Source organism: Psychromonas saccharinae (assembly GCF_051201515.1).
In the GTDB taxonomy this organism is placed as follows: domain Bacteria; phylum Pseudomonadota; class Gammaproteobacteria; order Enterobacterales; family Psychromonadaceae; genus Psychromonas.
Genome location: NZ_CP195153.1, coordinates 1,698,388 through 1,724,349 on the forward strand (window position 1 = coordinate 1,698,388; position 25,962 = coordinate 1,724,349).

23 protein-coding genes and 1 tRNA gene are annotated in these 25,962 nt (G+C 36.9%); 15 read left to right on the forward strand and 9 right to left on the reverse strand.

What is annotated here, in order from left to right; all coding sequences use genetic code 11:
- Positions 1 to 452 precede the first annotated feature (452 nt).
- The 5 genes from ACR30L_RS07505 to recR all read left to right on the forward strand — a co-directional run bounded on the left by ACR30L_RS07505 (position 453) and on the right by recR (position 5,534).
- Positions 453 to 1,121 carry a response regulator gene (locus ACR30L_RS07505; RefSeq protein ID WP_435237406.1) on the forward strand — a complete coding sequence of 223 codons (669 nt, stop codon included), beginning with the start codon at positions 453 to 455 and terminating at the stop codon, positions 1,119 to 1,121.
- 350 nt (positions 1,122 to 1,471) lie between these two features.
- Entirely contained in the window at positions 1,472 to 1,774 is a 303-nt protein-coding gene (locus tag ACR30L_RS07510) for an EF-hand domain-containing protein (protein WP_435237407.1), read from the forward strand.
- Between the two features lie 334 nt (positions 1,775 to 2,108).
- Positions 2,109 to 3,521 carry a glycoside hydrolase family 1 protein gene (locus ACR30L_RS07515; protein ID WP_435237408.1) on the forward strand — a complete coding sequence of 471 codons (1,413 nt, stop codon included), beginning with the start codon at positions 2,109 to 2,111 and terminating at the stop codon, positions 3,519 to 3,521.
- Between the two features lie 318 nt (positions 3,522 to 3,839).
- On the forward strand, positions 3,840 to 4,847 hold the full coding sequence (locus ACR30L_RS07520; protein ID WP_435237409.1) for a LacI family DNA-binding transcriptional regulator: 1,008 nt from the start codon (positions 3,840 to 3,842) through the stop codon (positions 4,845 to 4,847).
- Between the two features lie 87 nt (positions 4,848 to 4,934).
- Complete coding sequence (gene recR / locus ACR30L_RS07525; RefSeq protein WP_435237410.1) at positions 4,935 to 5,534, forward strand: recombination mediator RecR; 600 nt, start codon at positions 4,935 to 4,937, stop codon at positions 5,532 to 5,534.
- Positions 5,535 to 5,602: 68 nt separating this feature from the next.
- On the opposite strand, the gene ACR30L_RS07530 is transcribed toward recR, so the two are convergent.
- Positions 5,603 to 7,843, reverse strand: a complete 2,241-nt coding sequence (locus ACR30L_RS07530; protein WP_435237411.1) for a YgiQ family radical SAM protein — start codon at positions 7,841 to 7,843, stop codon at positions 5,603 to 5,605.
- Between the two features lie 256 nt (positions 7,844 to 8,099).
- The gene (locus ACR30L_RS07535) at positions 8,100 to 10,061 is read right to left on the reverse strand and encodes an exoribonuclease II (RefSeq protein WP_435237412.1); all 1,962 of its coding nucleotides are present in this window, start codon (positions 10,059 to 10,061) and stop codon (positions 8,100 to 8,102) included.
- Between the two features lie 173 nt (positions 10,062 to 10,234).
- On the opposite strand from ACR30L_RS07535, the gene ACR30L_RS07540 reads away from it, so the two are divergent.
- The 3 genes from ACR30L_RS07540 to ACR30L_RS07550 all read left to right on the forward strand — a co-directional run bounded on the left by ACR30L_RS07540 (position 10,235) and on the right by ACR30L_RS07550 (position 13,249).
- Positions 10,235 to 10,325, forward strand: a tRNA-Ser gene (locus ACR30L_RS07540).
- Positions 10,326 to 10,697: 372 nt separating this feature from the next.
- Positions 10,698 to 12,374 (forward strand): methyl-accepting chemotaxis protein, encoded by a 1,677-nt coding sequence (locus ACR30L_RS07545; protein ID WP_435237413.1) that lies wholly within the window; start codon positions 10,698 to 10,700, stop codon positions 12,372 to 12,374.
- Between the two features lie 80 nt (positions 12,375 to 12,454).
- Positions 12,455 to 13,249 (forward strand): enhanced serine sensitivity protein SseB C-terminal domain-containing protein, encoded by a 795-nt coding sequence (locus tag ACR30L_RS07550; RefSeq protein WP_435237414.1) that lies wholly within the window; start codon positions 12,455 to 12,457, stop codon positions 13,247 to 13,249.
- A 57-nt stretch (positions 13,250 to 13,306) separates the two neighbouring features.
- Here the strand turns inward: ACR30L_RS07550 and ACR30L_RS07555 are convergent, their stop codons facing one another.
- Both ACR30L_RS07555 and ACR30L_RS07560 read right to left on the reverse strand, forming a co-directional pair.
- A complete protein-coding gene (locus tag ACR30L_RS07555) occupies positions 13,307 to 15,106 on the reverse strand; it encodes a DUF3413 domain-containing protein (protein ID WP_435237415.1) in 1,800 nt (599 codons plus the stop codon).
- A gap of 4 nt (positions 15,107 to 15,110) precedes the next feature.
- Positions 15,111 to 15,335 (reverse strand): DUF1414 domain-containing protein, encoded by a 225-nt coding sequence (locus ACR30L_RS07560; RefSeq protein ID WP_435237416.1) that lies wholly within the window; start codon positions 15,333 to 15,335, stop codon positions 15,111 to 15,113.
- Positions 15,336 to 15,584: 249 nt separating this feature from the next.
- On the opposite strand from ACR30L_RS07560, the gene yejK reads away from it, so the two are divergent.
- The 5 genes from yejK (at position 15,585) to ACR30L_RS07585 (ending at position 19,938) form a co-directional block, all read left to right on the forward strand.
- A complete protein-coding gene (yejK, locus tag ACR30L_RS07565) occupies positions 15,585 to 16,661 on the forward strand; it encodes a nucleoid-associated protein YejK (protein ID WP_435237417.1) in 1,077 nt (358 codons plus the stop codon).
- A 61-nt stretch (positions 16,662 to 16,722) separates the two neighbouring features.
- The gene (locus ACR30L_RS07570) at positions 16,723 to 17,589 is read left to right on the forward strand and encodes a 6-pyruvoyl trahydropterin synthase family protein (RefSeq protein WP_435237418.1); all 867 of its coding nucleotides are present in this window, start codon (positions 16,723 to 16,725) and stop codon (positions 17,587 to 17,589) included.
- Between the two features lie 15 nt (positions 17,590 to 17,604).
- Positions 17,605 to 17,958 (forward strand): HIT domain-containing protein, encoded by a 354-nt coding sequence (locus ACR30L_RS07575; RefSeq protein ID WP_435237419.1) that lies wholly within the window; start codon positions 17,605 to 17,607, stop codon positions 17,956 to 17,958.
- A gap of 40 nt (positions 17,959 to 17,998) precedes the next feature.
- On the forward strand, positions 17,999 to 18,598 hold the full coding sequence (locus tag ACR30L_RS07580) for a penicillin-binding protein activator LpoB (RefSeq protein WP_435237420.1): 600 nt from the start codon (positions 17,999 to 18,001) through the stop codon (positions 18,596 to 18,598).
- Positions 18,599 to 18,696: 98 nt separating this feature from the next.
- A complete protein-coding gene (locus ACR30L_RS07585; protein ID WP_435237421.1) occupies positions 18,697 to 19,938 on the forward strand; it encodes a COG3014 family protein in 1,242 nt (413 codons plus the stop codon).
- On the opposite strand, the gene ACR30L_RS07590 is transcribed toward ACR30L_RS07585, so the two are convergent.
- Entirely contained in the window at positions 19,910 to 20,818 is a 909-nt protein-coding gene (locus tag ACR30L_RS07590; RefSeq protein WP_435237422.1) for a ketopantoate reductase family protein, read from the reverse strand. The two genes, ACR30L_RS07585 and ACR30L_RS07590, sit on opposite strands and share 29 nt — an antisense overlap.
- Positions 20,819 to 21,193: 375 nt before the next feature.
- Between ACR30L_RS07590 and ACR30L_RS07595 the strand changes: the two genes are divergently transcribed.
- Entirely contained in the window at positions 21,194 to 21,676 is a 483-nt protein-coding gene (locus ACR30L_RS07595; protein WP_435237423.1) for a YajQ family cyclic di-GMP-binding protein, read from the forward strand.
- 71 nt (positions 21,677 to 21,747) lie between these two features.
- On the opposite strand, the gene yjjG is transcribed toward ACR30L_RS07595, so the two are convergent.
- Complete coding sequence (yjjG, locus tag ACR30L_RS07600) at positions 21,748 to 22,422, reverse strand: pyrimidine 5'-nucleotidase (RefSeq protein ID WP_435237424.1); 675 nt, start codon at positions 22,420 to 22,422, stop codon at positions 21,748 to 21,750.
- Between the two features lie 35 nt (positions 22,423 to 22,457).
- Entirely contained in the window at positions 22,458 to 23,000 is a 543-nt protein-coding gene (locus ACR30L_RS07605) for a DUF2058 domain-containing protein (protein WP_435237425.1), read from the reverse strand.
- Positions 23,001 to 23,311: 311 nt separating this feature from the next.
- On the opposite strand from ACR30L_RS07605, the gene ACR30L_RS07610 reads away from it, so the two are divergent.
- Positions 23,312 to 23,716: a CBS domain-containing protein gene (locus ACR30L_RS07610; protein ID WP_435237426.1), complete on the forward strand. Its 405-nt coding sequence runs from the start codon at positions 23,312 to 23,314 to the stop codon at positions 23,714 to 23,716.
- Here ACR30L_RS07610 and aat read toward each other — a convergent pair.
- Together aat and ACR30L_RS07620 are read right to left on the reverse strand one after the other, a co-directional pair.
- Positions 23,702 to 24,418 carry a leucyl/phenylalanyl-tRNA--protein transferase gene (aat, locus tag ACR30L_RS07615; protein WP_435237427.1) on the reverse strand — a complete coding sequence of 239 codons (717 nt, stop codon included), beginning with the start codon at positions 24,416 to 24,418 and terminating at the stop codon, positions 23,702 to 23,704. The two genes, ACR30L_RS07610 and aat, sit on opposite strands and share 15 nt — an antisense overlap.
- 82 nt (positions 24,419 to 24,500) lie before the next feature.
- A complete protein-coding gene (locus tag ACR30L_RS07620; protein WP_435237428.1) occupies positions 24,501 to 25,793 on the reverse strand; it encodes a citrate synthase in 1,293 nt (430 codons plus the stop codon).
- Positions 25,794 to 25,962 lie beyond the last annotated feature (169 nt).

Consider the following 25,962-nt stretch of genomic DNA (forward strand, 5'->3'; position numbering starts at 1 on the left):
ATGACAATAACAGGTCTTTCAGAATGAGAGCTACTTTCTATTTTTATTATTTCAAAAGGGTATTATAGACAAATATTTTAAAAGTAATAAAATTTTATGCTTTCCGGTAAATAAATAATATCCATATCTACATCAATAATTTTGTTATTGATAATAAAACGGCTCTGACACCAAACGGTTGTTAGTCCGTAATTTCCAAGTGCGTATTACTACTGTAGCCGTGCTTATTACGTGATGGTGATTATTTATACGGAATGTTTTGTTTTATAGTTGTGTTGAATACTGCCCTGATATTAAGTTATGTAATAATTTTTACTAAAACATGTTGAATTAATTGAACAATTTTTAAATTTTATGGTCAAAGGCTCAATAACAGAAAAATACAATCATCCCTATAAAATCGTGAAATACTTGACTCATTTGGTTAAGTCACAGAATTAAGAGAATGTAAAATGTCAAACTCAATTTTAATTGTCGAAGATGAAATAAAACTAGCTAACTTGCTAATGGATTATTTTAAGTTGACCGAGTACGAACCCTTTCAGATTAACAATGGTAATGAAGTCGTTGATTGGGTAAAGGCTCATCAACCTAAAGCTATTTTGTTAGATATTATGTTGCCTGGAAAAGATGGTATCGAACTGTGCAAAGAGATCCGCCAGTTTTCAAATGTGCCTATCTTAATGGTAACAGCAAAGGCAGATGAAATTGATCGTCTATTGGGGCTAGAATTAGGTGCTGATGATTATATTTGTAAGCCATTTAGTCCAAGAGAAGTTGTTGCGCGTGTTAAAGCCGTATTGAGACGAACAACCACAAAAGTTGATAGCAGTACCTCATTAGTGCTTGATGAAGACCAATATATCGCAAGCTATTGTGGTAAAGATGTGTCATTAACATCAGTTGAATGCCAGTTATTAAAACCGTTAGTCGACAAACCTGGTCGTATTTTTACTCGCGAGCAGTTAATGGGCAATATGTACTCCGATCATCGTATTGTTAGTCATCGCACCATTGATAGTCATATTAAAAAGTTGCGTAAAAAATTAACCGCATTAAGCAGTGATGAAGATTTTATCCAGTCAGTATATGGGGCAGGGTATCGTCTTGTCCTGCAATAAATAAATGGCTAGTCCGCTTAATCAAGCGGACTAGCTGTTATACCAATCGTAATAATTAGCTGCTCTATTTTGCTGGTTAAAATAGTTTATTTCTTTGTTGAAAGTTTCGTTAAGGGAACAACCATTTACATCAACTTTCGCCTCAAACTAAACCATTTTTCCAGCGCAAAATTTAGATCACATATTTAATACAATTGGTATTATCTACTGTTATTTTCATTATTATTGTTTATTTTCTTCTCTCTGATAGTCCATAAAAGCGCATATTTAGTTCCTTCATTCTTACACAATATTTGCCACATGAATTGCTATTATTCTGTTGTAACTATCTATAATAACAGGAAATATATATGACTATCCGTTCTAATCTAATAATTGCAATGACACTTGGTTTCACTGTTTCTGGTCAAGCTTTTGCATCTAATGATCAACAACAAGGTGGCGAAGGTAATATGCCGCCACCACCACCAGAGTTTTCATCTGTCGATACAAATTCTGATAGTGAAATTAGCCTTGCTGAATTGTCTACGCAAAGATTGCCACCTAACCTTGATGCTGAAACTATTTTTGATGAAATGGATAGCAATGGTGACGGTAGTGTCAGTAAAGACGAATATCAAAACTTTAAGCCAGCTCCTCCACAAGGTAAATAATTTCTGCTTGTGACGTGAAAGCCTTTTAGTCATCGATGCAAAATTCGATGACTTATTATTCTATCTCTCTGCATTTATCTTTCTTATTATTAAATTTCTTATGTTTCATTGGAAAGATATTCTATTTAAAAACAATTGGTTATGTTTTTACCTTGTTAATCTGAAAATACCTCTGACTTTAAATATTATTGATTAATATCACATTTCAATTAACGCTATCTGTAACCGGTTGCAGAAACCGGTTACATCATTTATATTATTATCTAATAGTTAAAACAAAATAAAAATATCCGTTGGGCTATTACATGATTTTATTTTTTAGAAGGGTGATGATATGAAGTTTGCAAAGGATTTTCTGTTCGGGGCTGCTACAGCGTCTTATCAAGTCGAAGGTGCTTGGGATCAAGACGGTAAAGGAAAAACCAATTGGGATGAATTTACTAAAATACCAGGAAAAACATTTGAAGGGACAAATGGTGATGTTGCAATTGACCATTATAACCGTTACCAAGAGGACATCGCTTTAATGGCTGAAATGGGATTAGAATCGTATCGTTTCTCAATTTCATGGGCACGAATTTTCCCCGATGGAAGTGGCCGGATTAATCAAAAGGGGATCGACTTTTATAATAATTTAATAGATGAATGTATAAAGTATGGCATTGTTCCTTTCGTGACGCTTTATCATTGGGATTTACCACTACCACTGGAACAACAGGGGAGTTGGCTAAATAAAAACACTGTTGATGCTTATCTTGAATACGCTTTACTTTGTTTTAATGCGTTTGGTGATCGCGTTAAACATTTTATTACTTTTAATGAAACCGTGGTATTTGCTAATTTAGGGTATCTTGCTGGGGCTCATCCACCGGGTATTGAAAATGATCCAAAGAAATATTTTCAAGTTATTCATAATGTATTTTATGCTCATGCACAGGCGGTTATTGCCTATAAAAAATTAAATCAATTTGGTGAAATAGGATTGAGTAATGTATTTAGTCCTGCTTTTCCCGTTGATGAGAGTGCCGATAATATATTCGCTGCAATGCATGCGAATCAATTTCAAATGAATTGGTTTTTTGATCCGATTCTACTCGGTCATTATCCACAATATGTTATTGATAAATTATCCGAAAATAATTTATTACCCGATTGGACTGAGCAAGAACTTGCAACAATCAAGAAAGCTGCGCCTTTAAACGATTTTATGGGATTAAATTATTATCAGCCGATGCGTGTTGAGAAAATTAAAGGTGAGGTTGGTGCGCATATCAATACATTAGAAAATTCCACGGGTTCTCCAGGTAATCCAAGTTTTGACCACGTCTATAAAACCGTAAAAATGGATAATAAACGCTATACAAAATGGAATTGGGAAATCTCACCAACAGCTTTTATTGATGGACTGGAGATGCTTAAGTCACAATATGGGCAAATTAAGTTGTATATTACTGAAAATGGATTAGGTGATGAAGATCCTATCATTGAAGGTGAAGTTTGCGATATTTCTCGTATTCATTTTATAAATGATCATTTGCTGGCGGTGAAAGAGGCGATTGATCGGGGTGTACATATCAAAGGGTACTATGCATGGTCTGCCATTGATTTACTAAGCTGGTTAAACGGCTATAAGAAACAATATGGTTTTATTTATGTTGACCATAACGATAATCTTAAACGTAAGAAAAAAGCATCTTTTTATTGGTATAAAGATGTTATCGCATCACGCGGCGCTACGTTGAAATAGTGAAGGTTTATTCTCAATCATAAATATACCCGTTACCAATCAAGATGCTGATTTCTGCATCTTGAATGGTAACGGGGATATAGTTAACAGCTGCTTATGCAAAGTGCATTGAGCAGACTTGTTTTATTTAATTTCTGTTTTCTTGAGATGGCGGTTAAACTTTATTAAACATTGATGTTAGGTTCTTTGTATTTTGAAGTATCATAGACTTATTAATGTTAAATCAGACTTTATGCGTCAGCTCACTCGATATTTTCCCTTCGATAAAAACTCCCGATGAAGTCAAATGTGTATTATTGGTAAGGAACAATAGGATTTATGGCGACAATTAATGATGTTTGTAAATTAGCAGGCGTTTCTAAAGCGACCGTTTCTCGCGTGATGAATGGTACAGGACAAGTTAAAGAATCAACTGCAAAAGTAGTTCTTCAGGCAATGGCGCAACTTAACTTTAAACCTAACCGTCTTGCACAAGCATTAGCGAATAATAGTGCGAACAGCATTGGCTTAATACTTTCGGATTTCTCCGGTGATTATTTTGGTACGATTTTAAAACGTGCAGCTAAAAGTGCAGAAGCCGCTGGTAAGCAATTGATTGTGACCGATGGTCATGATGATCATTTGCGGGAAATTGAAGCCATTGATTCCTTAGTTGAGCATTGTTGCGATGCAATTGTGTTATATAGCCGTAGCTTATCACAACAAGATTTAAGTGAAATTAAAGCGCGAATTAATATTCCCTTGGTGATTATTAATCGTCAACTGGAAGATAAATCCATTGATGCTGTGTATTTTGACCAGCAATCCATTGCACAATTAGCGGTTAATCAATTACTCGATTTCAATCATCGTGATATTGCTTATATCACGTCACCATTAAATGCCAGCACAGGGCAATTGCGCTTGAAAGCCTATAAAGAGGCACTAATCGCACGTAATATTGTACCGAATGACGCATTAATTGCCGAAGGTGAGCACACGATGGAAAGTGGTTATAAAGCATGTCAGAAAATATTAGCTACGGGGCTCCCGTTTACGGCGTTATTTGCATCAAATGACGAAATGGCAATTGGTGCAATGAAAGCGTTGACTGAAGCGGGTAAAAGTATCCCTAATGATATTTCTATTATTGCTATTGATAATTCACCACTTGCGCAGTTTGTTATGCCGGCTTTATCATCCGTAGAATTACCAATTAAAGCGTTGACTGATACGGCAATGAAAATTGCTTTAGATCTTGCTGCTGGTAAAGAAGTACAGCAAGGAGTTCCAGGGTTTCAGGGTAAAGTGGTGTTACGAGATTCAACGGCTAAATACCTTGGCTAACGTTATTGGTTTTATTTTTCACTTGCTGATTAGCATATCTTCAGGTAGCTTGCTTGATAAATTGAAACTAATGACAAGAAGTTAACTATGAGCTCTAATTCCTTACTTGAAGATTTAATGCAAGCACTGCAATACCTACCGAGTGTGGGGCCGAAATCCGCACAACGAATGGTTTATCATTTACTCGATAAAAACCGTCAGGGCGCATTAAAGTTAAGTCATTTATTAGAACGTGCAGTGAATGAAATTGGTCATTGTCAGCAATGTAGAACCTTCACCGAAGATGACTTATGCTCAATTTGTCGTAATGAAAAGCGTAATGAAAATGGCATGATTTGTATTGTTGAAATGCCCGTCGATGTACTTGCCGTTGAACAAACCGCTTTATTTTCTGGAACCTATTTTGTGTTAATGGGGCACCTGTCGCCACTTGATGGCATTGGCCCAGATCAACTCGGGCTTAATTTACTCGAAAAACAACTTTCATCAGGTAAGATTACCGAAATAATATTAGCGACTAATCCGACCGTTGAAGGTGAAGCTACTGCTTATTATATTGCTGAAATGGCGAAAAGACAGGGTGTTAAAGTGAGTCGTATCGCACATGGCGTACCCGTGGGAGGAGAGTTGGAGTTTGTTGATAGTACGACTTTATCGCATTCCTTCGCCGGGCGTTCTGAGTTTTAATTGAGTATTTATCTACCTTGCTTTACAGGTTAAAGCAAGGTAGATTTTAATTGACTAATTTGAACGTATTAACCCAGTTTTATTTTACGGGTTGAGCCGACTTTATCTTTCGTCACTAAACGTTTTTTGGCCGTCGATTTCCCTTTCTTATGTGATTTAAACTGATCTAAACCAGTATGACGACTGAGTGCCGGTTTACCTGGTTTATTTGTTCCCTGTTTTGCTGCTGCTTTTAATTCATCTCGCGATTCTGCAGGTACTAAACAATTTGCAGAACGACCAATTAAATGCTCAAGTTTCAATTTCTTAAGTACTTCACGAATTTGTGGCCAATTTTCAGGGACATGGTACCGTAAAATAGCTTTATGCAAGCGTCGTTGACGTGCACCTTTGGTAATCAAAACCTTTTCACTGTTAGTGCCGACCTTATGTAATGGGTTTTTACCGGTATGATACATAGTCGTTGCATTGGCCATCGGAGAAGGATAAAAGTTTTGTACTTGATCAAGTTTAAAGTTATTTTCCTTCAACCAGCGTGCAAGGTTGATCATATCTTGATCCGTTGTACCAGGATGCGCAGAGATAAAATAAGGAATTAAAAATTGCTTTTTATTCGCCGCTTTTGAATACTTCTCAAACATCTGTTTGAATGCTTCATAGCTGGTCATAGTCGGCTTCATCATCTTATCAAGCGGACCTTTCTCCGTATGTTCAGGTGCAATTTTTAAATAACCACCGACATGATGTTCAACTAATTCTTTAACGTAACGAGGATCTTCCACTGCGATGTCATAGCGAACACCCGAAGCTATTAAAATCTTTTTAATGCCTGTTAGTTTGCGTGCGCGGCGGTATAAGCCAATTGTGTGCTGGTGATCTGTGCTCATATGGTGACAAATATCAGGATAAACACAACTTAATCGACGACAGGTTTGTTCTGCTTTCGGGCTCTTACATTTCAAACGATACATATTTGCCGTTGGCCCGCCAAGGTCCGAGATTACACCGGTAAACCCTGGTACTTTATCGCGAATGGTTTCAATTTCTTTAACGATAGAGTCTTCAGAGCGACTTTGAATCACACGACCTTCATGCTCGGTAATTGAACAGAACGTACAACCACCAAAACAACCACGCATAATATTGACCGAAAAACGGATCATATCGTAGGCTGGAATTTTTGCATCACCGTAACTTGGGTGAGGAACTCGTTGGTATTCAAAACCAAATACCGCGTCAATTTCTTCCGTTGTAAGGGGATAAGCAGGGGGATTAACCCATAGCAAACGTTGACCATGATATTGTGCTAATGCGCGTGCACAACCGGGATTCGTTTCTTGATGCAAAATACGCGATGTGTGCGCATAGAGCATTTTATCATCTCTTACTTTTTCAAAACTTGGCATTTGAATATAGGTATTTTCCCAAGGTTTCTTTTTATGGGACTTTGCCATTGGCGGTAAGACCGTAATCGGTTGACTTGTATCTTGTGATTGAGAACTTTGATCCGCAATTTTTTGTGTCGCACAGGCAACATTGATATCTGCATAGGGATTAATAATTGGATCTATTTTTCCTATTTGATCAACCTGTTGAGAATCTAAGCCATCCCAACCCGGTAAGGCTTGTTTGGTTAGCACAGCGGTGCCGCGAATGTCTAGCATCTCCTTGACCGGTTCGCCAAGCGATATACGGTGGGCAACTTCAAGTAAAGGGCGTTCAGCATTGCCGTATAATAAAATATCGGCTTTAGAATCTAATAGAACCGAGTGGCGTACTTTATCTGACCAATAATCATAATGAGCAATACGACGTAAGCTTGCTTCAATACCACCAATTACGACGGGGACATCTTTATAAGCTTCTTTACAACGTTGGGTATAGGCTAACACTGCACGATCAGGACGTTTACCACCTTCATTATTCGGTGTATAAGCATCATCGTGGCGCATACGACGTTCCGCTGTATAACGGTTAATCATCGAATCCATATTGCCGGCGGATACACCAAAAAACAAATTAGGTTTACCGAGTTTCATAAAGGCATCTTTAGAGTGCCAATCGGGTTGTGCAATAATACCTACGCGATAACCTTGCGCTTCTAAAGTTCGACCAATCACGGCCATCCCGAAGCTTGGGTGGTCGACATAGGCATCACCAACCACGATAATGACATCGCAACTATCCCAACCAAGTTGTTTCATTTCTTTTCGTGACATGGGTAAAAATGGCGCCGGTTTTTCAGCCCTTTGCTTAAATGTAGGATAAGAAAAAAGTGGCCTATCAGCCTGTAGTAGATCAACGCTCATGATAATATTTTGCCTAACTTGATGGGGACATAAAAAGTAAGCGCGCATGCTAACACACTTACTTAGTTTTCTTAACTGCGAAGTTTTTGTGGGTTTATTGTACAGTTTTTATTAAATTAATGCTGATAATTAACGGAGTTATTTAATGGATGGGAAAATGAAAGTAAGGTGTTGATTGGTTTAGCTAATCAGTCTATTTGCAAATCAATAACGAGACTAAAATATTGTTGGTCTCGTTATTGTGTATTTGAATTGATTATTCTGGGATCGATAATGGCTCTGCTAATTTACCAATTAATTGGTTTGTTTCCGGTTTGATATTATTTAGCATGACATCAATCACGTCACCAAGTTGCAGTTCTGTGTTCTCTCCCAGCAGTACTTTACCTAGGTCACGATTGCATTCAAACTTTTTCACATCGTCACTATTTTTGAACAGTAGACTACTTGGGATAAAGAATGTTGCACCATTTTCTTGTACACGAACGCGAATTCCTGCTTTGATAATATCAAAAATTTCCGCTTTATAGCGCCATTGCGATTGCTCTTGATCCTTCATAAATTGACTGTACAAGTAGTTATTGACGTCTCTTTCTGCAAGGCGTTGAGATTTACGCGCTTCATTTAATTGGATACCAATATCTGCATCAATATCATTGGTTGCTTTATCCAATAAAATCGCTTTGATTAAACGATGATTAATTAAATCTCCGTATTTACGAATAGGGGATGTCCAAGTTGCATAATGATCAACCCCTAAAGTAAAGTGCGCATCGGGTGTGCTTTTCGTATCCGCATAGGTTAACAATTTACGCAAACGATGCTCAAGGTAAGTATTATTGAGCGCTGCACTTTGATGACGAGCTTTAATATATCCAGGCAATGTTGCAAGTGATTCTACATCGGCTTCAATACCATATTCAGCTAACAACGTGACTGCTTTTTGAAGTCGGTCTGTCGCAAAGCCGGAATGGGTATTAAAGATACCTTGTTGCTTATGCTCCGCTAAATAATCCCCTGCACAAATATTTGCGGCAATCATTGACTCTTCAACTAAGCGATTAGCGCTACGTCTTGGTTCACAGAGAATTTCATAGACTTCACCTTTATTATTTAATTTTAATGTGTAGTCAGGCTGATTCTTAAATACAATATTATGATCTTGACGCCATTGTAAACGTTGTGTCGTTGCATCATTTAACGTGTGTAATTGTGTGGCTAAGGTTTGATCTGGTTGCCATGCATTTTCATTATTTTCAAGGTAATCAGATACATCTGCATAATTAAGACGATAATGAGAGGTAATCCACGCCGTGAAGAACTCGGCTGACCCCATTAACTCACCATCGGGGCTAATGTTTATAGTACAGCAGACCGTTGCTCTTTTTTCATTCTCTTTTAAAGAACAAAGGTTATCACTTAAATCGCGTGGCAACATCGGAACATTAAAATTAGGTAAATAAAGCGTAAAACCACGACGTTTTGCTTCATTATCGATATCGCTACCTTCAACAACATAGGCAGACGGGTCAGAAATCGCAATGGTGAGTTGCCAACCCTGCGAGCTCTTTTCAATATATAATGCATCATCCATATCCTGAGTATTAACGCCATCAATAGTAAAGAATGGCAGATCGGTTAAATCGCGACGTGCTAATTCAGGAGAAATAATGTCAGTTTCATGTTCGAATTCAGGTGCTTTATTTGGCAGGTTATAGGTTGCGACGGTCACTAGTCGGTAGGCGAAGGGATCGTTAGCATCGGTTATTTTTTCAATGACTTCAGTTAGAAAACCATTTGCTTCAAGGGCATGGTTTATTAATTTAACTTTTACCCAATCGCCATCTTGATAGCCCTGTTTTACAAGTGTTTGAGAACCTTTAATTTTAAAGAACCCTTTAAGCAGGGGATTATTAGGTTGAATCGACACGCGTTGTTGCTTGATAGATAAGCGCGCAACAAAAATATCGGTGTCTGTTTTTTTTAATTCATTTGGCTCAGCCGTTGCTTTATCGCCATTTTCACGGATCAACGCATTAATTCGATCGCCATGTAATACTTTTTTCATTTCATTGGGTGGAATAAAAAAACGTTTACCTTTATCTGTTTCTAAAAAACCATAACCACGGTCCGTTGCTTTCACTGTTCCTTGACGTTTGGGAATATTTTCTTGGATTTGTGCTTTTAATTGGCTAAGCAGAGGATTGTCTTGAAACATAAAATAAAACCTTTAATAAATGCCCGTACAAAGAAGGCCCGATGGCAAACTAACGAATATAAAGAGGTTTAACGGAGAATAAAAGCGATAAATACGATAATTCATTAAATTTACGATAAATATAAAAAAACACTTGGCTTTTTCGTTAAACATGTTTAATATGCGCGTCGTTCGGAGGGGTGGCAGAGCGGCTGAATGCACTGGTCTTGAAAACCAGCGAGGGTTAATAGCTCTCCGTCGGTTCAAATCCGACCTCCTCCGCCAAACAAGAAAAAAGGCTTCTCATTGAGAAGCCTTTTTTCGTTTCTAACTTCCGTAAAGTAAACCATTCTGATTAACTTCCTTATCGATAACATTTCTTCTTATTCTTTATTTTTGCCGTCAATATATTCGCTCGTAGTCTTTGTTTTTCATCATGTTACTTTTGCTTTTTGATATAAATAGGACGTATAGCAAAATAATGATATGTGGTTGTTTTGTTATATTAATTTTATTTTGTTTTTATGCGTAAAGATTGCCTGATGAACTATGTTTTATATCAATTGTATTAAATAGTCAGCAATAAGGTAATCACTTCGTTGAGTTAGAATGAGGGGAGGTTATTAAACAGCCAGCAATCAGAAAAGGAAACGCATAATGTTCAGTTCTATTCGGGCCAAGGCCTATTTAATTTTGGTTATTCTTTTTACTACTTTGACGGTTCAGTCCATTCTTCAGTTTATGCAATCTGGTGATATAAGGAAACAAATGGTTTTCCTTGCCAATACACAAACAAACATTATAACAGAGCTGCATTCACTGCAAATTGCAACTATCCAAATTCAACAATGGTTAACTGATATTAGTGCAACGAGAGGGATGGATGGTTTAAATGATGGTTTTGATGAAGCAGAGAAATCCGTGACTCAATTTCGTCAAGCTGTATCTCAGTTACAAGCGCTAGATAAACATTCTGGTATTAATTATGCTGAGCTTATTCCCACGATGGAGGTTTATCACCAAACGGGTGTTAAAATGGCCAATGCGTATATTAAAGGTGGTGCTTCCGCTGGTAATCAAATTATGGCGGAATTTGATGCAGCTGCTTCAACGATGTATGGCAATATTGATATTATTGCCAAACGTGTTGAATCCGGCCAAACTGATGCTTTTGCGGAAGAGGTGCATAAAACACAAATGGCGGAGATAAGTGTGATTATTTTCGGTGGAATATACCTTATTTTATTAATATTTGTCCTTGTTGGAATTCAACGATTTATTTTGAAACCGGTTAATAATATATTAAATATGACTGCAAACTTGAATCAAGGTGATGGTGACCTGACGCAACGTTTAACCATTAAAGGAAAGCATGAAATATCAGCATTAGCGCAAGGGTTTAATACGTTTATCGCGTCTACGGATGATATGGTTTCTCAAGTGACTAAGTCAGTATCTAGATTGATTCCGATGTCTCAAGAATTACTTTCAAGTAACACTGAAATTGAATCTGCATCGTTGAAACAAAGTGAACATAGTCGAGCCGTTGGGGAATCGATTGTGCAAACAAGAGAATCTGCGAATGAAGTATTAATTTTTATTCAGCAAATAATTAACTCCGTTAAAAACAATATTGCAGAGTTAGATGACGGCCAACAAGTCGCACGTGAAACGATTAAAGGTATGGATCAATTAGCTGGTGAGATAACGTTGGTCTCGGAAGCTGTAATGCGACTCAGTGAAGACAGTACTAAAATTGAATCAATTATTGATGTTATTAACGCTATTTCGGAGCAAACGAATCTACTTGCGTTAAATGCCGCCATTGAAGCTGCTCGGGCGGGGGAGGCGGGCCGAGGTTTTGCCGTTGTTGCAGATGAAGTTAGAACATTAGCAACAAGAACCAAGGATGCGACAAAAGAAGTTCAAGAGATGATTTCTTCTATTCAAAATGGTACTGTTAATGTGAGTGAAATCATGGAAAAAGGCATGAAATCAAGTCACTACAGTGTTACTCAGGTAAATCAAACTGCCGAGGCGATGCATAAACTAGCAGCCTCAATGGCTGAGATTGATACCCAAGCAGAAAAAATTGAAGACGAAACTAAGGTTCAAAATAATTATTTTCTTTCTGTCGCTAAAAATATTAATGAAATGGAATCTCAATTTAGTCAAACCTTGGAGCATCTTGAGAACAACACTTCTTTTGGTGAAGACTTAAATAAACTCAGTGCAAAACTACAAAGTTTAATCGGCAAGTTTAGCGTGACAGATTCCGATTTCAGTTATGCAATGCGTAGTAAAAAACGTAATCATGATTATGATAAAAAGTGAAAAATTTAATCGCTAATTTTTGAGGAAAGCATTAAATTTTTACTGAATCGTTATTGTGTTTGATATTTAAAGGATGATAAGTGGAAATAACACAAGAAAATAAACTTGAAGAACTACTTCGATTAGCGACAAACGAACCTGCTCATCGCCCACAATTTTGTGATGTTTTGATGGACTCAACTATTTTTCTTCTTGGGAGAACAGAGGAGTCAGGTACTGATGAAACCATTAATTTAAAGGCGGGAAGTCAAGTTCAAATTCAGCATTGGGAAAAGGCGGACGGTTCTCCTGCGATTCCCTTTTTCTCTTCGCTTGAGGTGTTGCAGAAATCCATCGACAATGAACAATCCTATCTATCGCTTCCATTACGTTCTTTATTTGAAATTACCCAGGGAGCGACATTGGTGCTTAATCCTAAATCTAATTATAGTAAGGAATTTGTTCCCGAAGAAGTCGTACAACTTTTATCTATTGGCGTAAGTAGAGCGCCATTAGAGAGAGTGATTGAAAAAAAGACTAATGTTCTACTTTCTCAACCAGCTAATTACCCGACAAAAATGGTTGATTCATTAACACAATTGTTTGCTAAACACCCTCATGTTAAAAAAGCTTATTTAGCTATGATGCTGGATGCTTCAGCAGGAGAAAAGCCACATCTAATCGTCGGTGTCGATATTGAAGGCGAGATGGATAAGGTAGTGCGTGATGCGATTAATGTTGCTGCTGATACATCAAAGGGAGAGGCGGTAGATTTTTATCGTGTTAAGGAAGATGAATCTGGCGTGAGTGCCTATTTTATTAATGATACTGAACCATTCTATGAACGTAAGTGGGGTACAAAAATTCGTTCTTGGTTTGGAGTAGGGCATGCTTAAAAATAAGGCTCTTTAGTTAAAGAGCCTTTTAAACTTACCTATGGATTTTAGCGCGCTTTAATTATTATTAAAACGACGCATTTTAGAGAGTACATCAATCAGTAGTGTCACATCGACATTATCTTCGTCTAATGAATCACCCTGCCAGTTAATACTATTAATCTCACCTCGATTCGAGAATTGTGTGATTTTATCATTCTGATAAATAATATAATTATCTAGGTCGCCCGACAATAAATACTGACGTTCATTCGGGTTAAATAAATCTTGCCCGATACTGTACTGATCTGCCGTTGTTGTGGTGCCAAGGACATTTTGCATTAGTGTTGGAACAATATCCACATGGCTGGTCATTCGGTTAATCACAGCAGGTTGTTTACCCGGCCAAAGCATGACTAATGGCACATGTGCATCGCTAATAGCACTCTCGATATTCGATGTTTTCTTGAACGAGGCGGCATGGGTGCCAGTAATAATAACGATGGTATTTGCAAGTTGCCCATTCTGTTGCAACGTCGCAATGACTTCTTTGATTTGTTGATCAACAGCCAATACCTGTTGTTGGTAGTGGGTCATATTATCACTTCTATCGGCTAAGGTTTGTCTGTCACTCTCTTTATAGATAGATTGTTCAAGTTGCCCATAGTATAAAAAGCTAAATAAATGGTGATCCTTCGACTGTTTTGATAGCCATGCTTGCCATTTCTGCGTGGTTAATTGGTCATTATTTTTAGCCGAAAAATGTTGCAGTTCTTCCGTTTCAATTTGACTAAAGCTACTTTGCAAAAACTCGGGATGTAGAAATCCAATACTAGAAAATAATCCGAATTGATATTGTTCTTGCACTAAACGATTTACTAAAACCGGAGGAATAAAGTTCAATGTCATATCAAACCAGTAGCGATTTGGTAAGCCATAAAATAAGCTAAATATTCCTTGTTCACGTGTACTTGCACCACTGAAATGGTTTTTAAAAGTAATACCTTGTTGGCTAAGTTGCGATAAAAATGGCATGTTATCAGTATTTAGCATATCAGCACGTAACGCATCAACGGTCAGTAATAGTATATTTTTATCCGTTGTAGATGAGTGAATCGTATTAAATGTTAATGGTTCTTTCGGATAATTAATGCCAGATACTTTATTGGGATTTTGTTTATTAATATGTTCAAAAAGTTGTACGTCATTTAGCCAACCTTGCTCTTTTAAGAAGGTGCGAGCTGTCATTGGGTAGGACAGTGGATATATCGATTTTTCTTGTGTAATCGGTCGATATTCCGTTGCATCGGCCCAAATAAAAACAAGATGAGTGAGTAAAAATGTACTTAATAAAAAAGTAACAATTGGCTTGCCAACTGATTTTGCTTGTAAAAATCGTTGTTTCTTCCATATATAAGCGGATATAAATAATTCGATAATAAATAGAATAGGAATCGAAATATAATGTAAACGAATTGAATAAATCTCTTCGACTTGTTCAGGCTGTTGTAAAAACTGCCAAAGTAAGGGATTAAGGTGAAAATTATAGAGTTTGAATATTTGCGTATCGAGAATCAAGAAAGAGATCAGTAACGCACTGATCAGGGAAACGGTTATTCTATATATACGTTGAGAGGGAATAGCAAAGGCGAGCGGGAACAGAATAATCCCGAAGAAAACCGCACTCACAAAGCTGAAATGTCCGATTAAACTGATAAATTGATAAGCGATGCCAAGCCCAGAATCGGAAAGACCAGAATATTTAATGTAACGAAGACTAATAAGGGAGACAATAATTAGGTTAAACAAAGTAAACCAGTGCCCCCAACCAATTAGGCGGGAGACTTTATCGTGGAATTTATTTCCGGTTTCAACCATGGGATTATTTTTCTGTTGTTTTAATTGAAGAAGTCAGTGCTTTAGTGAATTTTTCACTAATTTCAGCGCGTTTATTGAGAGGGACTTGGCTATTCATAATATGCGTAATGCTGTTGCCTAAAATCATTAAACTTAAATCGACTGATACATCATTTTTATGTAGTACATCCATCACGTCGTTAAGTATAGCTTCAATTTGTTGGCTCGAATATTTTGAAATAATAGGCATAGTAGGTTTATCAACTCTAATTAAAAAATAAAAGCATAATAACATACCAACCTCGGTCGGTTTAGTTTTTATTTTTATTACGCTAAAGGGGAGATATTCTCATTTCTAAGGGCTACCCTCACGCTATTCAATGTGTATAATCTCATGTCTGCTTTTATCGATATTTGGTAAAAATATTTAACTAATATAATAGCTTAAATTTTACCATAAGCAGTATTTCTCTCTTTTTATAACACGGTGCAACATATTATGAATATTTCTGCTAGTAATATTATTTTACATTCCCTCGATTACAACAGTGAAGGCGTATTACAGTGTAAAATGCGAGAGGGGGAATTACCAATTTCTCCTTCAATTGAACAATTTTTGTCAGATTTGCACCGCAATTATCAAAGTAAAACCAATAAAGCATTTGCCTACTTTACCAAAGAAGGTGAGAAATCGCCGATTTTCAAAAACGCGCTTAAGGAAGAAATGGCTGGTGATCTCGATTTTGTGAGCTTCTCGCAACAGGCTGCTAAATGCTTAGTCGATGAGTTGCAGAAACATGATTTTGCCGAGCAGGGCGTGTTGCTTGTCAGTAAATATACTTGGACAGCGAGTGACTACCTATTAATTGCTTTATTACAGAATAATCAATCACTAAGTGTCAACGATAACCTTGAGCTACAGGTGAGCCAGCATATTGAAACGAGTAAAATTCAATTAGTCGCACGTATTGATTTGTCTCGTTTTGACCGTGAACCAGAATCTAACCGTTACATCTCTTTTATTAAAGGCCGAGTTGGTCGTAAAGTTGCTGATTTCTTCCTTGACTTTATGGGGGCAGAAGAGGGGTTTGATGCGAAGGTCCAAAACCAAGTATTAATGAAAGCCGTTGATGAATTTTGTGAAGATCAGGCTTTACCGGTGGCTAAAAAACAAGAGGTCCGTGAAGTAGCCTTTGAGTATTGTAAAGACCAATTAAAACAAGGTGATGATATTGATCTTTCTACGTTGTCGGAGCAATTGCAAGATGCGCCAAAATTAGAAGGAAGCTTTTATGATTTTGTCAGCGAAGATTATCAATTAGAAAACAATTTTCCTGCGGATCGTAGTGTCGTCAGAAAATTAACCAAATATGTAGGTTCTGGTGGTGGTGTCAGTATCAGTTTTGACCAAAAACATCTCGGTGAGCGTATTCAATACGATCCCGATAGCGATACATTAACGATTCAAGGTATTCCACCGAATCTTCGCGAGCAATTAAAGCGTGATGAGAATATTGCATCGGTTGAGGTTGGGTCAGAGTCCGATAATGATGATTCACAGGCTGCACCATTTTAACGAACCTTATTTTTAACACTTACTCCTTAACAATCATAGATTGTTTAATAATGAGATTAGAATGAAATTATTTGTCCGAGACTTAACCGTTATTGATGCTTCTTTCCTTGATCCAAAACGCGGTTTTGTGGGTGAAAGTTATCAAGTCGATATTACCCTTGAGGGTACACTTAATGAGCAATCGATGATCCTTGATTTTTCAGCGGTAAAGAAAAAGATTAAAGCTATTATTGATATGGAAGTCGATCATAAATTATTAGTCCCCCATGCGGCTGAAAATTGTACCGTTAAGCTCGAAGAGGAACGTACTCAAATAAATTATAAATTGAATGATAACGCTGTGATTCAATTAAAATGTCCACATCAGGCTTTTTGTTTATTTGAAAGTGAATCTATTACAACAGCGTTATTAGAAACGTATTTAGAGCAGGTTATTTTATTACAATTACCGGATAATATTACGGGCTTAGAATTGACATTGCGTAATGAATCATTGGATACGCCTTATTACCACTATACTCATGGTCTGAAAAAGCATGATGGTAACTGTCAGCGTATTGCGCATGGGCATCGCTCTAAAATCGATATTTATATTAATAATATTTATAATAAAGAGTTAATTGCAGACTGGGCAGATCGTTGGCGAGATATTTATTTATTAAGCCGTGAAGATATTATTGAGCCATCGGCATTATCTTTTACAGCGGTGAAAAGTGACTATGATAAATATTGTAGTGCATATCAGGCCGCACAGGGGTATTTTGAAATGTCAGTACCTGCTCATTTAGTGGAGGTGTTACCAAAAGACACCACGGTGGAAGAGTTGGCTGATTATATTTGTGAGCAAATTAAAAAACGTTATGCAGATGATACGGTTACCGTGTATGCCTATGAAGGCATCGGTAAAGGCGCCATTGCTGAGTTATAAATGAGGAGAGAAATAATGGCTGAAGAAACCATTTTTAGAAAAATAATTAATAAAGAAATTCCTTCAGATATGCTTTATCAGGATGAATTTGTTACCGCTTTTCGCGACATTTCGCCACAGGCTCCTGTTCATATTTTAATTATTCCGAATAAGTTAATCGCAACGGCAAATGATATTGAAGTCGAAGATGAAGTCTTAATTGGTAAGCTTTATACGGTGGCTAAAAAACTCGCAAAGGAAGAAGGTATTGCAGAGTCGGGTTATCGATTAATTATGAATTGTAACCAAGATGGTGGCCAAGAGGTTTTTCATATTCATTTGCATTTAGTGGGTGGTCAGCCACTTGGAAAATTGATTTCTGTCGCTTAGGCGTTAGACTGATGATAAATCATGTACTTTGGAGCAAAAAATGAATAAAGCAAAGAATGTTTGGCTAATTATTGCAGCCGCGCTTGTGATTGGTGGTTGTACTTCGAGTGTTCAACGCATCGACGCGAGTGAACAAGTTGATTTAAGTGGTCAATGGAATGATACCGATTCACAATTAGTGGCGCAAAAAATGGTTACTGATTCATTAGCTCGCCCTTGGTTTTCAAAGTTTTTAAAGGAAAATGGGAGAGAGCCTGTTGTTATTGTTGGACAAATTAAAAATTTAAGCCATGAACATATCAACACGAATACATTTATTGCTGATATTGAACGTGAGCTCATTAATTCAGGTAATGTACAGTTTGTCGCATCGGCCGATGCTCGTGATGAAATTCGTTTAGAGCGTAATGATCAAGCTGCAAATTCAACCTTGGATACGATTAATGAAATGGGCCAAGAAATTGGTGCTGATTTCATGATGCAAGGACAAATTAATACCATTATTGATACTGAAAACGTAACTCAGGTACGTTTTTATCAGGTGAATTTAGAACTGATTAGTATTAAAGATAATCGTAAAGTTTGGATTGGCGAGCAGAAAATTAAAAAACTCGTTAAGAATGCTAACCTACGTAAATAGTAATAAGTAGATACAACCACAATACGTTGTGGTTGTATCTACTTTGAGAAACATCATACCGAATTTGTATCTTGTATTTTTAGCAGATGGAATAGTTAATGTATAAATTGTTCGCAGCTCTTGTTGTCATTTTACTTTCAGGCTGTGCTGCACAGCAATATGACAATAATCGTTTAGCGGAATCTCTACAATTTCAACCCCCAACCATTGTTCTTGAGCAACTACAGAAAACTAAACCCGCTTCTCGTGATAAAGTGCAATTTCAACTAAATATGGGGTACTTGCAGTTTATTACCGGTGATTTTGCTAGTGCTATTATTACATTAAATGATGCTAAGCAAGGCATGAAGGCGCTATCTGCTACTTCTATTTCAGAGAATATCGGTGCGGGTGCGGTCAGTGAAACATTACGACAATATAGTGGTTATCCAACCGATAGAGTGATGGTGCATAATATTTTGGCGCTGAGCTATTTATTTTCTGGTCAAATTTATGATGCCCGGGTAGAAATACTTCAATCTGAAGTTGCCATAAAAGCACTAATGGATAATGATCAAAATGGTCAACTTGCTAGCGCTCATTTGTTAGGCGGGATAATTTATGAATTGTTAGGTGAATATTCTAATGCCTTAATAAGTTATAAAGATGCCGCCGATACGATAAAAAAACGCAGCATGAATTTGCCCGTTGGACTAAAACAAGCGTTAGTACGTGTTACTTATCAACTGGGTGCTACTGAGCAATATCGCCAATATCAACAGCAATTTCCTGAAATAGGATCATCCAATACTAATGCTAACAACCAGGTCTTTGTGCTTTATTTTGATGGTGTTGTTAGCCATAAAGTGGAATCATCGGTGATTGTGCCCAGTACCAATGCACAGCAGATTATTCGTATTTCTATGCCAGCTTACCCGAACAATAATAAGCCCTTTAAATACATTCAAGTGAGTGATACGACACAGAGTTCGACTAGCCAGGTGATTGAAGACGTTGATCTACTCGTTAGGGAAGATTTAGCAAAGGATTATCCTTCTATTTTATTGCTAACGAGCACGCGAGCGATTGCTAAATACCAGCTTGTGCGAAATGCACAAAAGCAAGATCCACTGATCGGTTTATTAGCCAATTTGGTAACAGTTGTTTCTGAAAATGCTGATTTACGCAGTTGGAATATGTTACCTGCAACAATTCAATTTGCTTATTTAACCCCAAAAGAAAATAGCATCATGGTCAATAAAGGCCATGGTATACAAGAGAGCATTGATACTTCAGGTGGAAGGAAGCATGTGCTTCTTATTAATGGATTATCTAACGCTGTTTTTCATTATCAGCAATAGTGTTTTCACGTTCTTTAATTTGTTGATAAAGCGCTGCTATAGTCGGCGTATTAATATTATAGTCGCGCGCTTTTTCTAATAAATAACCATTTATATATTCATTTTCTGTGTTTCGTTGGTAAAAAATATCACGATTCATTGATGAAAAATTCTCAGCCGTTGCGTTAATTACGTCATTAATTAATTTAAATAATGTCTGTTGTTCAAACTTAATCCCTTCTGCTTGTGCAACCTTTATCGCTTCTTCACACATCTTTATTATTTGCTGCTGATATTGAGGCGCTTGTAACTTTCCATTGTTAATTTGATAAATTGCTGTTAGCGGATTAATGCAAATATTAATAATCAGTTTTAACCAGAGTTTCTGTTCTATATTCTCAACCCAGTAGGTATTGTCTAAGGCGTTATTTAGTCTTGAAGTAAGTGAATTTGCTATTGCTATGGGGCGATTATATGCGCCCAAATAGGTCATTCCCAATCCCGTTTGCTGAATATTTAAAGGCGCATTAACTAAACTAGCATTTGCTGTTGCAGTACAAATAATCGGATTATAAGGTAATAGTGCTTGTACTTGTTCTGCGCACCCCATGCCGTTGTGCATTAAAATAATCATTTGGTTTTCGCCAATGTAGGGGAGTTGGTTTAATATTGCTTGTTTTACCTGTGTAGCTTTTACGCACACTAAAATAGGATCTTTATTATTAAGTAATTGTTGCCCGCTCGAAATGTTAAAACGGTATTTATTTTGTTGTAAATCTTGATAATGTAAAACAGGATTAGCGATTGCTTTACGGGTAATTAAATGGACGTTTTGACCACTGCGTTTTAAATTTGCTGCCCATAAACAGCCAATTGCACCTGCACCTATAATTTGCCACATATTTTACTATTACCTTCTGATTTCATTGCAATGATAATACCCATTATTAATCAATATGTATTTATACTAATCGAAATAATTAGCGGGTCTATTTTTTTGTTGAAGCTTTAATAAAGGAAATAACTATTTGCATCAACGTTCACCTTGCACTAAAGCCAAGTAAAAGCATGATAAGTTAATGATCAAACCATAATGCATGTCACAATGCAGCCTAGGTATCATATCCTTGAAATTCAGATTAAGTTGAATAATACATTTCATGGAAGCCACTGAGTTGGTCTAGAAGAAACCCCTTAATTCTGATAAATTAATAGGTAGCTTGCCTGTTTTTTATTGAGATGGGCTTATTAGATAATCTACTATTTTGGAAAAAAGATGCCTTCATTTGATATAGTTTCAGAAGTCGATATGGTTGAAGTTAAAAATGCAGTACAAAATGCAAACCGAGAATTAGACACTAGATTTGATTTTCGTGGTGTTGAAGCTAGTTTTGAAATGACGAAAGACGCCGCAAAAATGCATGCTGAACATGAATTTCAACTACAGCAGTTATTAGATATATTGCGTAAAAATTTGGTAAAACGTGGTGTTGATACGGCATCAATGGAAGCGGAAGCTTGCGCACACAGTGGGAAAACTGTCTCTCAAATTGTAAAATTTCAAGAGGGCGTTGATCAACCTACTGCGAAAAAAGTAGTAAAACTTATTAAAGACAATAAATTGAAAGTGCAAGTTGCTATTCAAGGTGAGCAATTACGTGTAACAGGTAAAAAGCGTGATGATCTTCAAGCGGCAATGCAATTGATTAAAAATGCTGAATTAGGACTTCCTTTTCAGTTTAATAACTTTCGAGATTAACCTTAGATATATTATGCACGGTTAGGAATATAGGCGCTATATATGATAGCGCCTATACAAGAACGAATTAACTAGCTAGCCAATAATGATTGTAGTTCCGTTAAAGAGCGAACTTGGTAATTTGGCGTAATATTTTCTGGATTATCGAGACCGGCTATATTTAACCAACATGTATCGATACCAGCATTAAGTCCACCGAGTATATCGGAATGTGGATTATCACCTACCATCAGTATTTCGTGCTTTTCCGGTTGCCCCATTGTTGTAAAGGCATAGTTAAAAATTTCAGGATCTGGTTTTGCAACACCAACCTGTTCAGAAATTGTGAGCGACGAGAAGTAACCAGAAAATCCCGTACGCTGTAAACGAATTTCCTGCAAGGCAGTAAAACCATTGGTAACAATGCCCATTTTTACTTTTCCATGCAGCGAATCTAATAATTCCTTTGCACCCGGCAATGGGGTACAAATTTCTGCCATTGCACCAATAAATTCGCTGTTTAACGTCTGTGCGCTAACTTGTAGTTTTTCTGCCCACGCTTGGAAACGATTGTGCTGCAGTTGTTTAGCGGTGATTGAACCATTTTGATAGTCAACCCACAGCGGTGCGTTTACACTTTGATAGTGCGCAAAATCTTCCTGTGTAAAGTCAACATCATAGCGAGAGAACATCAATTGTAAGCCGCTAAATGCATCAAAATGAAACAAGGTGTCGTCGGCGTCAAATAGAATCCATTTATATTTCATTTATTACCTTTTCGTGTTTGTTCAATTGTATGTGATTACCACATAAGATCATCGGGAATAGCAAATTCAGCATACGGGTCTTCTTCTTCAATGTCAGATATTTCGACTTTGTCATGAAGAGAAACAAGAACAGAATCATCAATCTCACGTAATTTGCTGGCAGCTTCTTTATTAATAAGATAGAACTCTTCATTAAGTGCACATATAGCCAATCCGCCATTGATTAAACTTTGTTGGGTTTTTTCATTAATTGCAATACGTTTTACTTTATTTGCAAAGGTAAAGTGATAATCCACGTCACCATGATAATCTTTCTCGCAATGCTGAGCGATCATTTGTATAAGTTTACCGTGTTCTGCACGTGCTGCTAGTTGTGCTTGAATTTCTTTATTTTTTTCTAAATCTTGTTTTCTTTGTTGTTCTTTTTGTTCGTTAATTGCAAGTTGGGCTGCTGAAATTTCAACGGTTCCCTTTTTCTTTTTTTGTTTTGCATTACGACGTTTATCTGTTTGAACTTGTTTTGCTTTTTGTTTGTTAATAAGTCCAGACTTTAACAGTTGATCCTGTAAAGAGGCCATAGCACCACCTTTTATAAAATTAAATAATTCGAATATATTTTATAGTAAATCGAGTAATTATCTATTGATTTGTAAAGACACCAGATAATACGGTAATAAAAGATTATTGTTAATGATAACAAATGCTTAATCAGTTTGATAGGTAAAAGCATTTGGTTTTTATTTTGTGATAGGTGTAATATTTATTTAAGTTTGGTCGCTAGCGTTGATTTTAGCGATAAATTTATCTTTTTATATCATATTTAATCTACTATAAAGAGATTGATATAGTTTGATTATTTCAAATTAAGTTAAAGCATCAAGGAGCACAGATGGATAATTTACAAGTTTCACACTTTATGGCTGGAAAGTCGTTATTTTTTAAAAAAGACATGCCGGTAGCGAATGCTGTTAACAAATTATTAACCCATAAGTTTTTAGGTGGTCCAGTAGTTGATGATAGTGGTAAGGTCATCGGTTGGTTATCAGAGCAAGATTGCTTAAGTCGTGTATTAAATGCAAGTTACCACTGTGAGTTAATTGCGCTCGTTGAAGACATTATGTCTACGCCGGCGGTGACGATTAAAGCTGACTGTAGTATTGTCGATTTAGCACAGCTAATGCTTAAAACAAAACCTAAAATTTATCCTGTGGTTGACGATGATAATGTGTTTATTGGCCTTATTACCCGTAAAGAAGTATTAAAGGGAATTAGTAAACAGCTAGAGAGTTGTTAATACTATATTTTGAGGTGTCCAACAGTGTTCAGTTAATGATTGCTCTTTGGCTGTGTGTAAATACTGAATAAATTTTTCTCTTGTTATTTCTTTAACGCCTAGGCTGCTTAAATGTGATGTTTGCATTTGGCAGTCAATATAAGTATTTTCAAACTGGCTTAAATGCTGGTTTAATGCAATAAAAGCGATTTTGGAACTATTGTTCTCTATACTAAACATCGATTCGCCACAGAAAAATTTCCCAATGCTCATTCCATACAGTCCTCCTACTAATTGTTTTTCTTTCCATACCTCGATTGAGTGTGCATATCCGAGTTGATGGAGTTTATTATAGGCGGTTATCATTGCCGTGCAGATCCACGTTTCTGCTTGTGATTTTCGTGGTTGTGCGCAAGCATCAATAACGTCTGAAAATGCGTGATTGACGGTAACTATAAAAGTGTTTTTTCGAATTAGTCTTTTCATACTTTTACTGATGTGACAATCAGTAGGTTGGATAATGGCACGTTTGCTAGGACTCCACCACAGAATGGGATCACCATCGCTAAACCAAGGGAAAATTCCTTGTCTATAGGCACTAATAATACGTTCTGGGCTTAAATCTCCGCCTATTGCAAGCAATCCATCTGGATCCTTTAATGCAGAGTCTAGACTTGGAAAATACGATTTATCATTGGTCAATTCTGTTAGGTAGATAGTCATTTTTATTGTTCACAAAAAAAGCCAGTATAATACTGGCTTAGTTAATAAAAAAATAGTCTATTTTGCGTGGTTGTTATACCAATTAGCTACAGCGATCGTCTACTGGGTCAAAATGAAGATCAACTTCACCTGTGTATAATTGACGCGGACGCCCAATACGTTGTCCAGGTTGATCAAGCATCTCTTTCCAGTGCGAAATCCAACCTGCAGTACGAGAAACGGCAAAGATAACCGTAAACATTGATTTAGGAATACCCATCGCTTTAAGAATAATACCTGAGTAAAAATCGACATTCGGGTATAGTTTTTTCTCAATAAAGTAGGGGTCTTCTAGTGCGATACGTTCAAGTTCTCTAGCAACATCAAGTAGTGGATCATCAATTTTAAGATCATTTAACACTTCATGACAGGCATTGCGCATAACGGTGGCACGCGGATCATGGTTTTTATAAACACGGTGACCAAAGCCCATCAAACGGAAAGGGTCATTTTTATCTTTCGCTTTTCTGATGAATTCAGGAATATTCTCGACCGTTTCAATTTGCTCTAACATATTTAAACAAGCTTCATTTGCACCACCATGTGCAGGTCCCCATAAAGAGGCGATACCTGCTGCGATACAAGCAAATGGATTTGCTCCCGATGAACCGGCTAAACGAACCGTTGAGGTGGATGCGTTTTGTTCATGGTCAGCATGGAGAATGAATATTTTATCCATTGCTCTTTCTAATACTGGGTTAACTACATAATCTTCACAGGGCACAGCAAACATCATTTTTAAGAAATTGCCGGCGTAGGAAAGTTTATTATCAGGATAGATAAAAGGTTGCCCATTTGAATATTTGTAACTCATCGCAGCCAATGTTGGCATTTTAGAGATAAGACGATAAGCTGCAATTTCACGATGTTGTTCATTGGTGATATCAAGTGAATCATGGTAGAAGGCAGATAAGGCACCGACAACACCACACATAATAGCCATTGGATGAGAGTCTCGACGGAAACCTTGATATAATTTTGCTAATTGTTCATGGATCATGGTGTGATGTAAAACAACATGATGAAATTTATTAAAATCATCTTTATCGGGTAGATGACCATTTAATAATAAGAAACAAACCTCGAGGTAATCGGATTTTTCTGCTAATTGATCAATGGGATAACCACGATGTTGAAGGATACCTTTATCGCCGTCTATATAAGTAATTGCTGACTCACATGAAGCGGTCGCTAAGAATCCGGGGTCGTATGTAAAATAACCTGCTGCACCCAATTTACTAATATCAATCACATCATTACCTGCACTGCCTTTTATTATTGGTAGTTCAATGGCTTCTTGGCCGGGTAATTGAAGTGTTGCTGTTTGCTTCGTCATTTTATGCCCCTATATTTGTAAGACTAGAACTAAAATTGCACTATATATTTACAGGCTTACTTTGTTATTGTCAATTTTGACATCTCAACTTTGCTATTTTTAACTCAACAATAATAATTTTTTCATTTATAATCAGAAGGTTATTATTGTGTTTCTTGCGGCGATAGCA

Excerpts from the sequence above, each read along its gene's own strand:
- ACR30L_RS07505 (WP_435237406.1), top strand. The coding sequence starts at position 453 with ATGTCAAACTCAATTTTAATTGTCGAAGATGAAATAAAACTAGCTAAC.
- ACR30L_RS07510 (WP_435237407.1), top strand. The coding sequence starts at position 1,472 with ATGACTATCCGTTCTAATCTAATAATTGCAATGACACTTGGTTTCACT.
- ACR30L_RS07515 (WP_435237408.1), top strand. The coding sequence starts at position 2,109 with ATGAAGTTTGCAAAGGATTTTCTGTTCGGGGCTGCTACAGCGTCTTAT.
- ACR30L_RS07520 (WP_435237409.1), top strand. The coding sequence starts at position 3,840 with ATGGCGACAATTAATGATGTTTGTAAATTAGCAGGCGTTTCTAAAGCG.
- recR (WP_435237410.1), top strand. The coding sequence starts at position 4,935 with ATGAGCTCTAATTCCTTACTTGAAGATTTAATGCAAGCACTGCAATAC.
- ACR30L_RS07530 (WP_435237411.1), bottom strand. The coding sequence starts at position 7,843 with ATGAGCGTTGATCTACTACAGGCTGATAGGCCACTTTTTTCTTATCCT.
- ACR30L_RS07535 (WP_435237412.1), bottom strand. The coding sequence starts at position 10,061 with ATGTTTCAAGACAATCCTCTGCTTAGCCAATTAAAAGCACAAATCCAA.
- ACR30L_RS07545 (WP_435237413.1), top strand. The coding sequence starts at position 10,698 with ATGTTCAGTTCTATTCGGGCCAAGGCCTATTTAATTTTGGTTATTCTT.
- ACR30L_RS07555 (WP_435237415.1), bottom strand. The coding sequence starts at position 15,106 with ATGGTTGAAACCGGAAATAAATTCCACGATAAAGTCTCCCGCCTAATT.
- ACR30L_RS07560 (WP_435237416.1), bottom strand. The coding sequence starts at position 15,335 with ATGCCTATTATTTCAAAATATTCGAGCCAACAAATTGAAGCTATACTT.
- yejK (WP_435237417.1), top strand. The coding sequence starts at position 15,585 with ATGAATATTTCTGCTAGTAATATTATTTTACATTCCCTCGATTACAAC.
- ACR30L_RS07570 (WP_435237418.1), top strand. The coding sequence starts at position 16,723 with ATGAAATTATTTGTCCGAGACTTAACCGTTATTGATGCTTCTTTCCTT.
- ACR30L_RS07575 (WP_435237419.1), top strand. The coding sequence starts at position 17,605 with ATGGCTGAAGAAACCATTTTTAGAAAAATAATTAATAAAGAAATTCCT.
- ACR30L_RS07580 (WP_435237420.1), top strand. The coding sequence starts at position 17,999 with ATGAATAAAGCAAAGAATGTTTGGCTAATTATTGCAGCCGCGCTTGTG.
- ACR30L_RS07585 (WP_435237421.1), top strand. The coding sequence starts at position 18,697 with ATGTATAAATTGTTCGCAGCTCTTGTTGTCATTTTACTTTCAGGCTGT.
- ACR30L_RS07590 (WP_435237422.1), bottom strand. The coding sequence starts at position 20,818 with ATGTGGCAAATTATAGGTGCAGGTGCAATTGGCTGTTTATGGGCAGCA.
- ACR30L_RS07595 (WP_435237423.1), top strand. The coding sequence starts at position 21,194 with ATGCCTTCATTTGATATAGTTTCAGAAGTCGATATGGTTGAAGTTAAA.
- yjjG (WP_435237424.1), bottom strand. The coding sequence starts at position 22,422 with ATGAAATATAAATGGATTCTATTTGACGCCGACGACACCTTGTTTCAT.
- ACR30L_RS07605 (WP_435237425.1), bottom strand. The coding sequence starts at position 23,000 with ATGGCCTCTTTACAGGATCAACTGTTAAAGTCTGGACTTATTAACAAA.
- ACR30L_RS07610 (WP_435237426.1), top strand. The coding sequence starts at position 23,312 with ATGGATAATTTACAAGTTTCACACTTTATGGCTGGAAAGTCGTTATTT.
- aat (WP_435237427.1), bottom strand. The coding sequence starts at position 24,418 with ATGACTATCTACCTAACAGAATTGACCAATGATAAATCGTATTTTCCA.
- ACR30L_RS07620 (WP_435237428.1), bottom strand. The coding sequence starts at position 25,793 with ATGACGAAGCAAACAGCAACACTTCAATTACCCGGCCAAGAAGCCATT.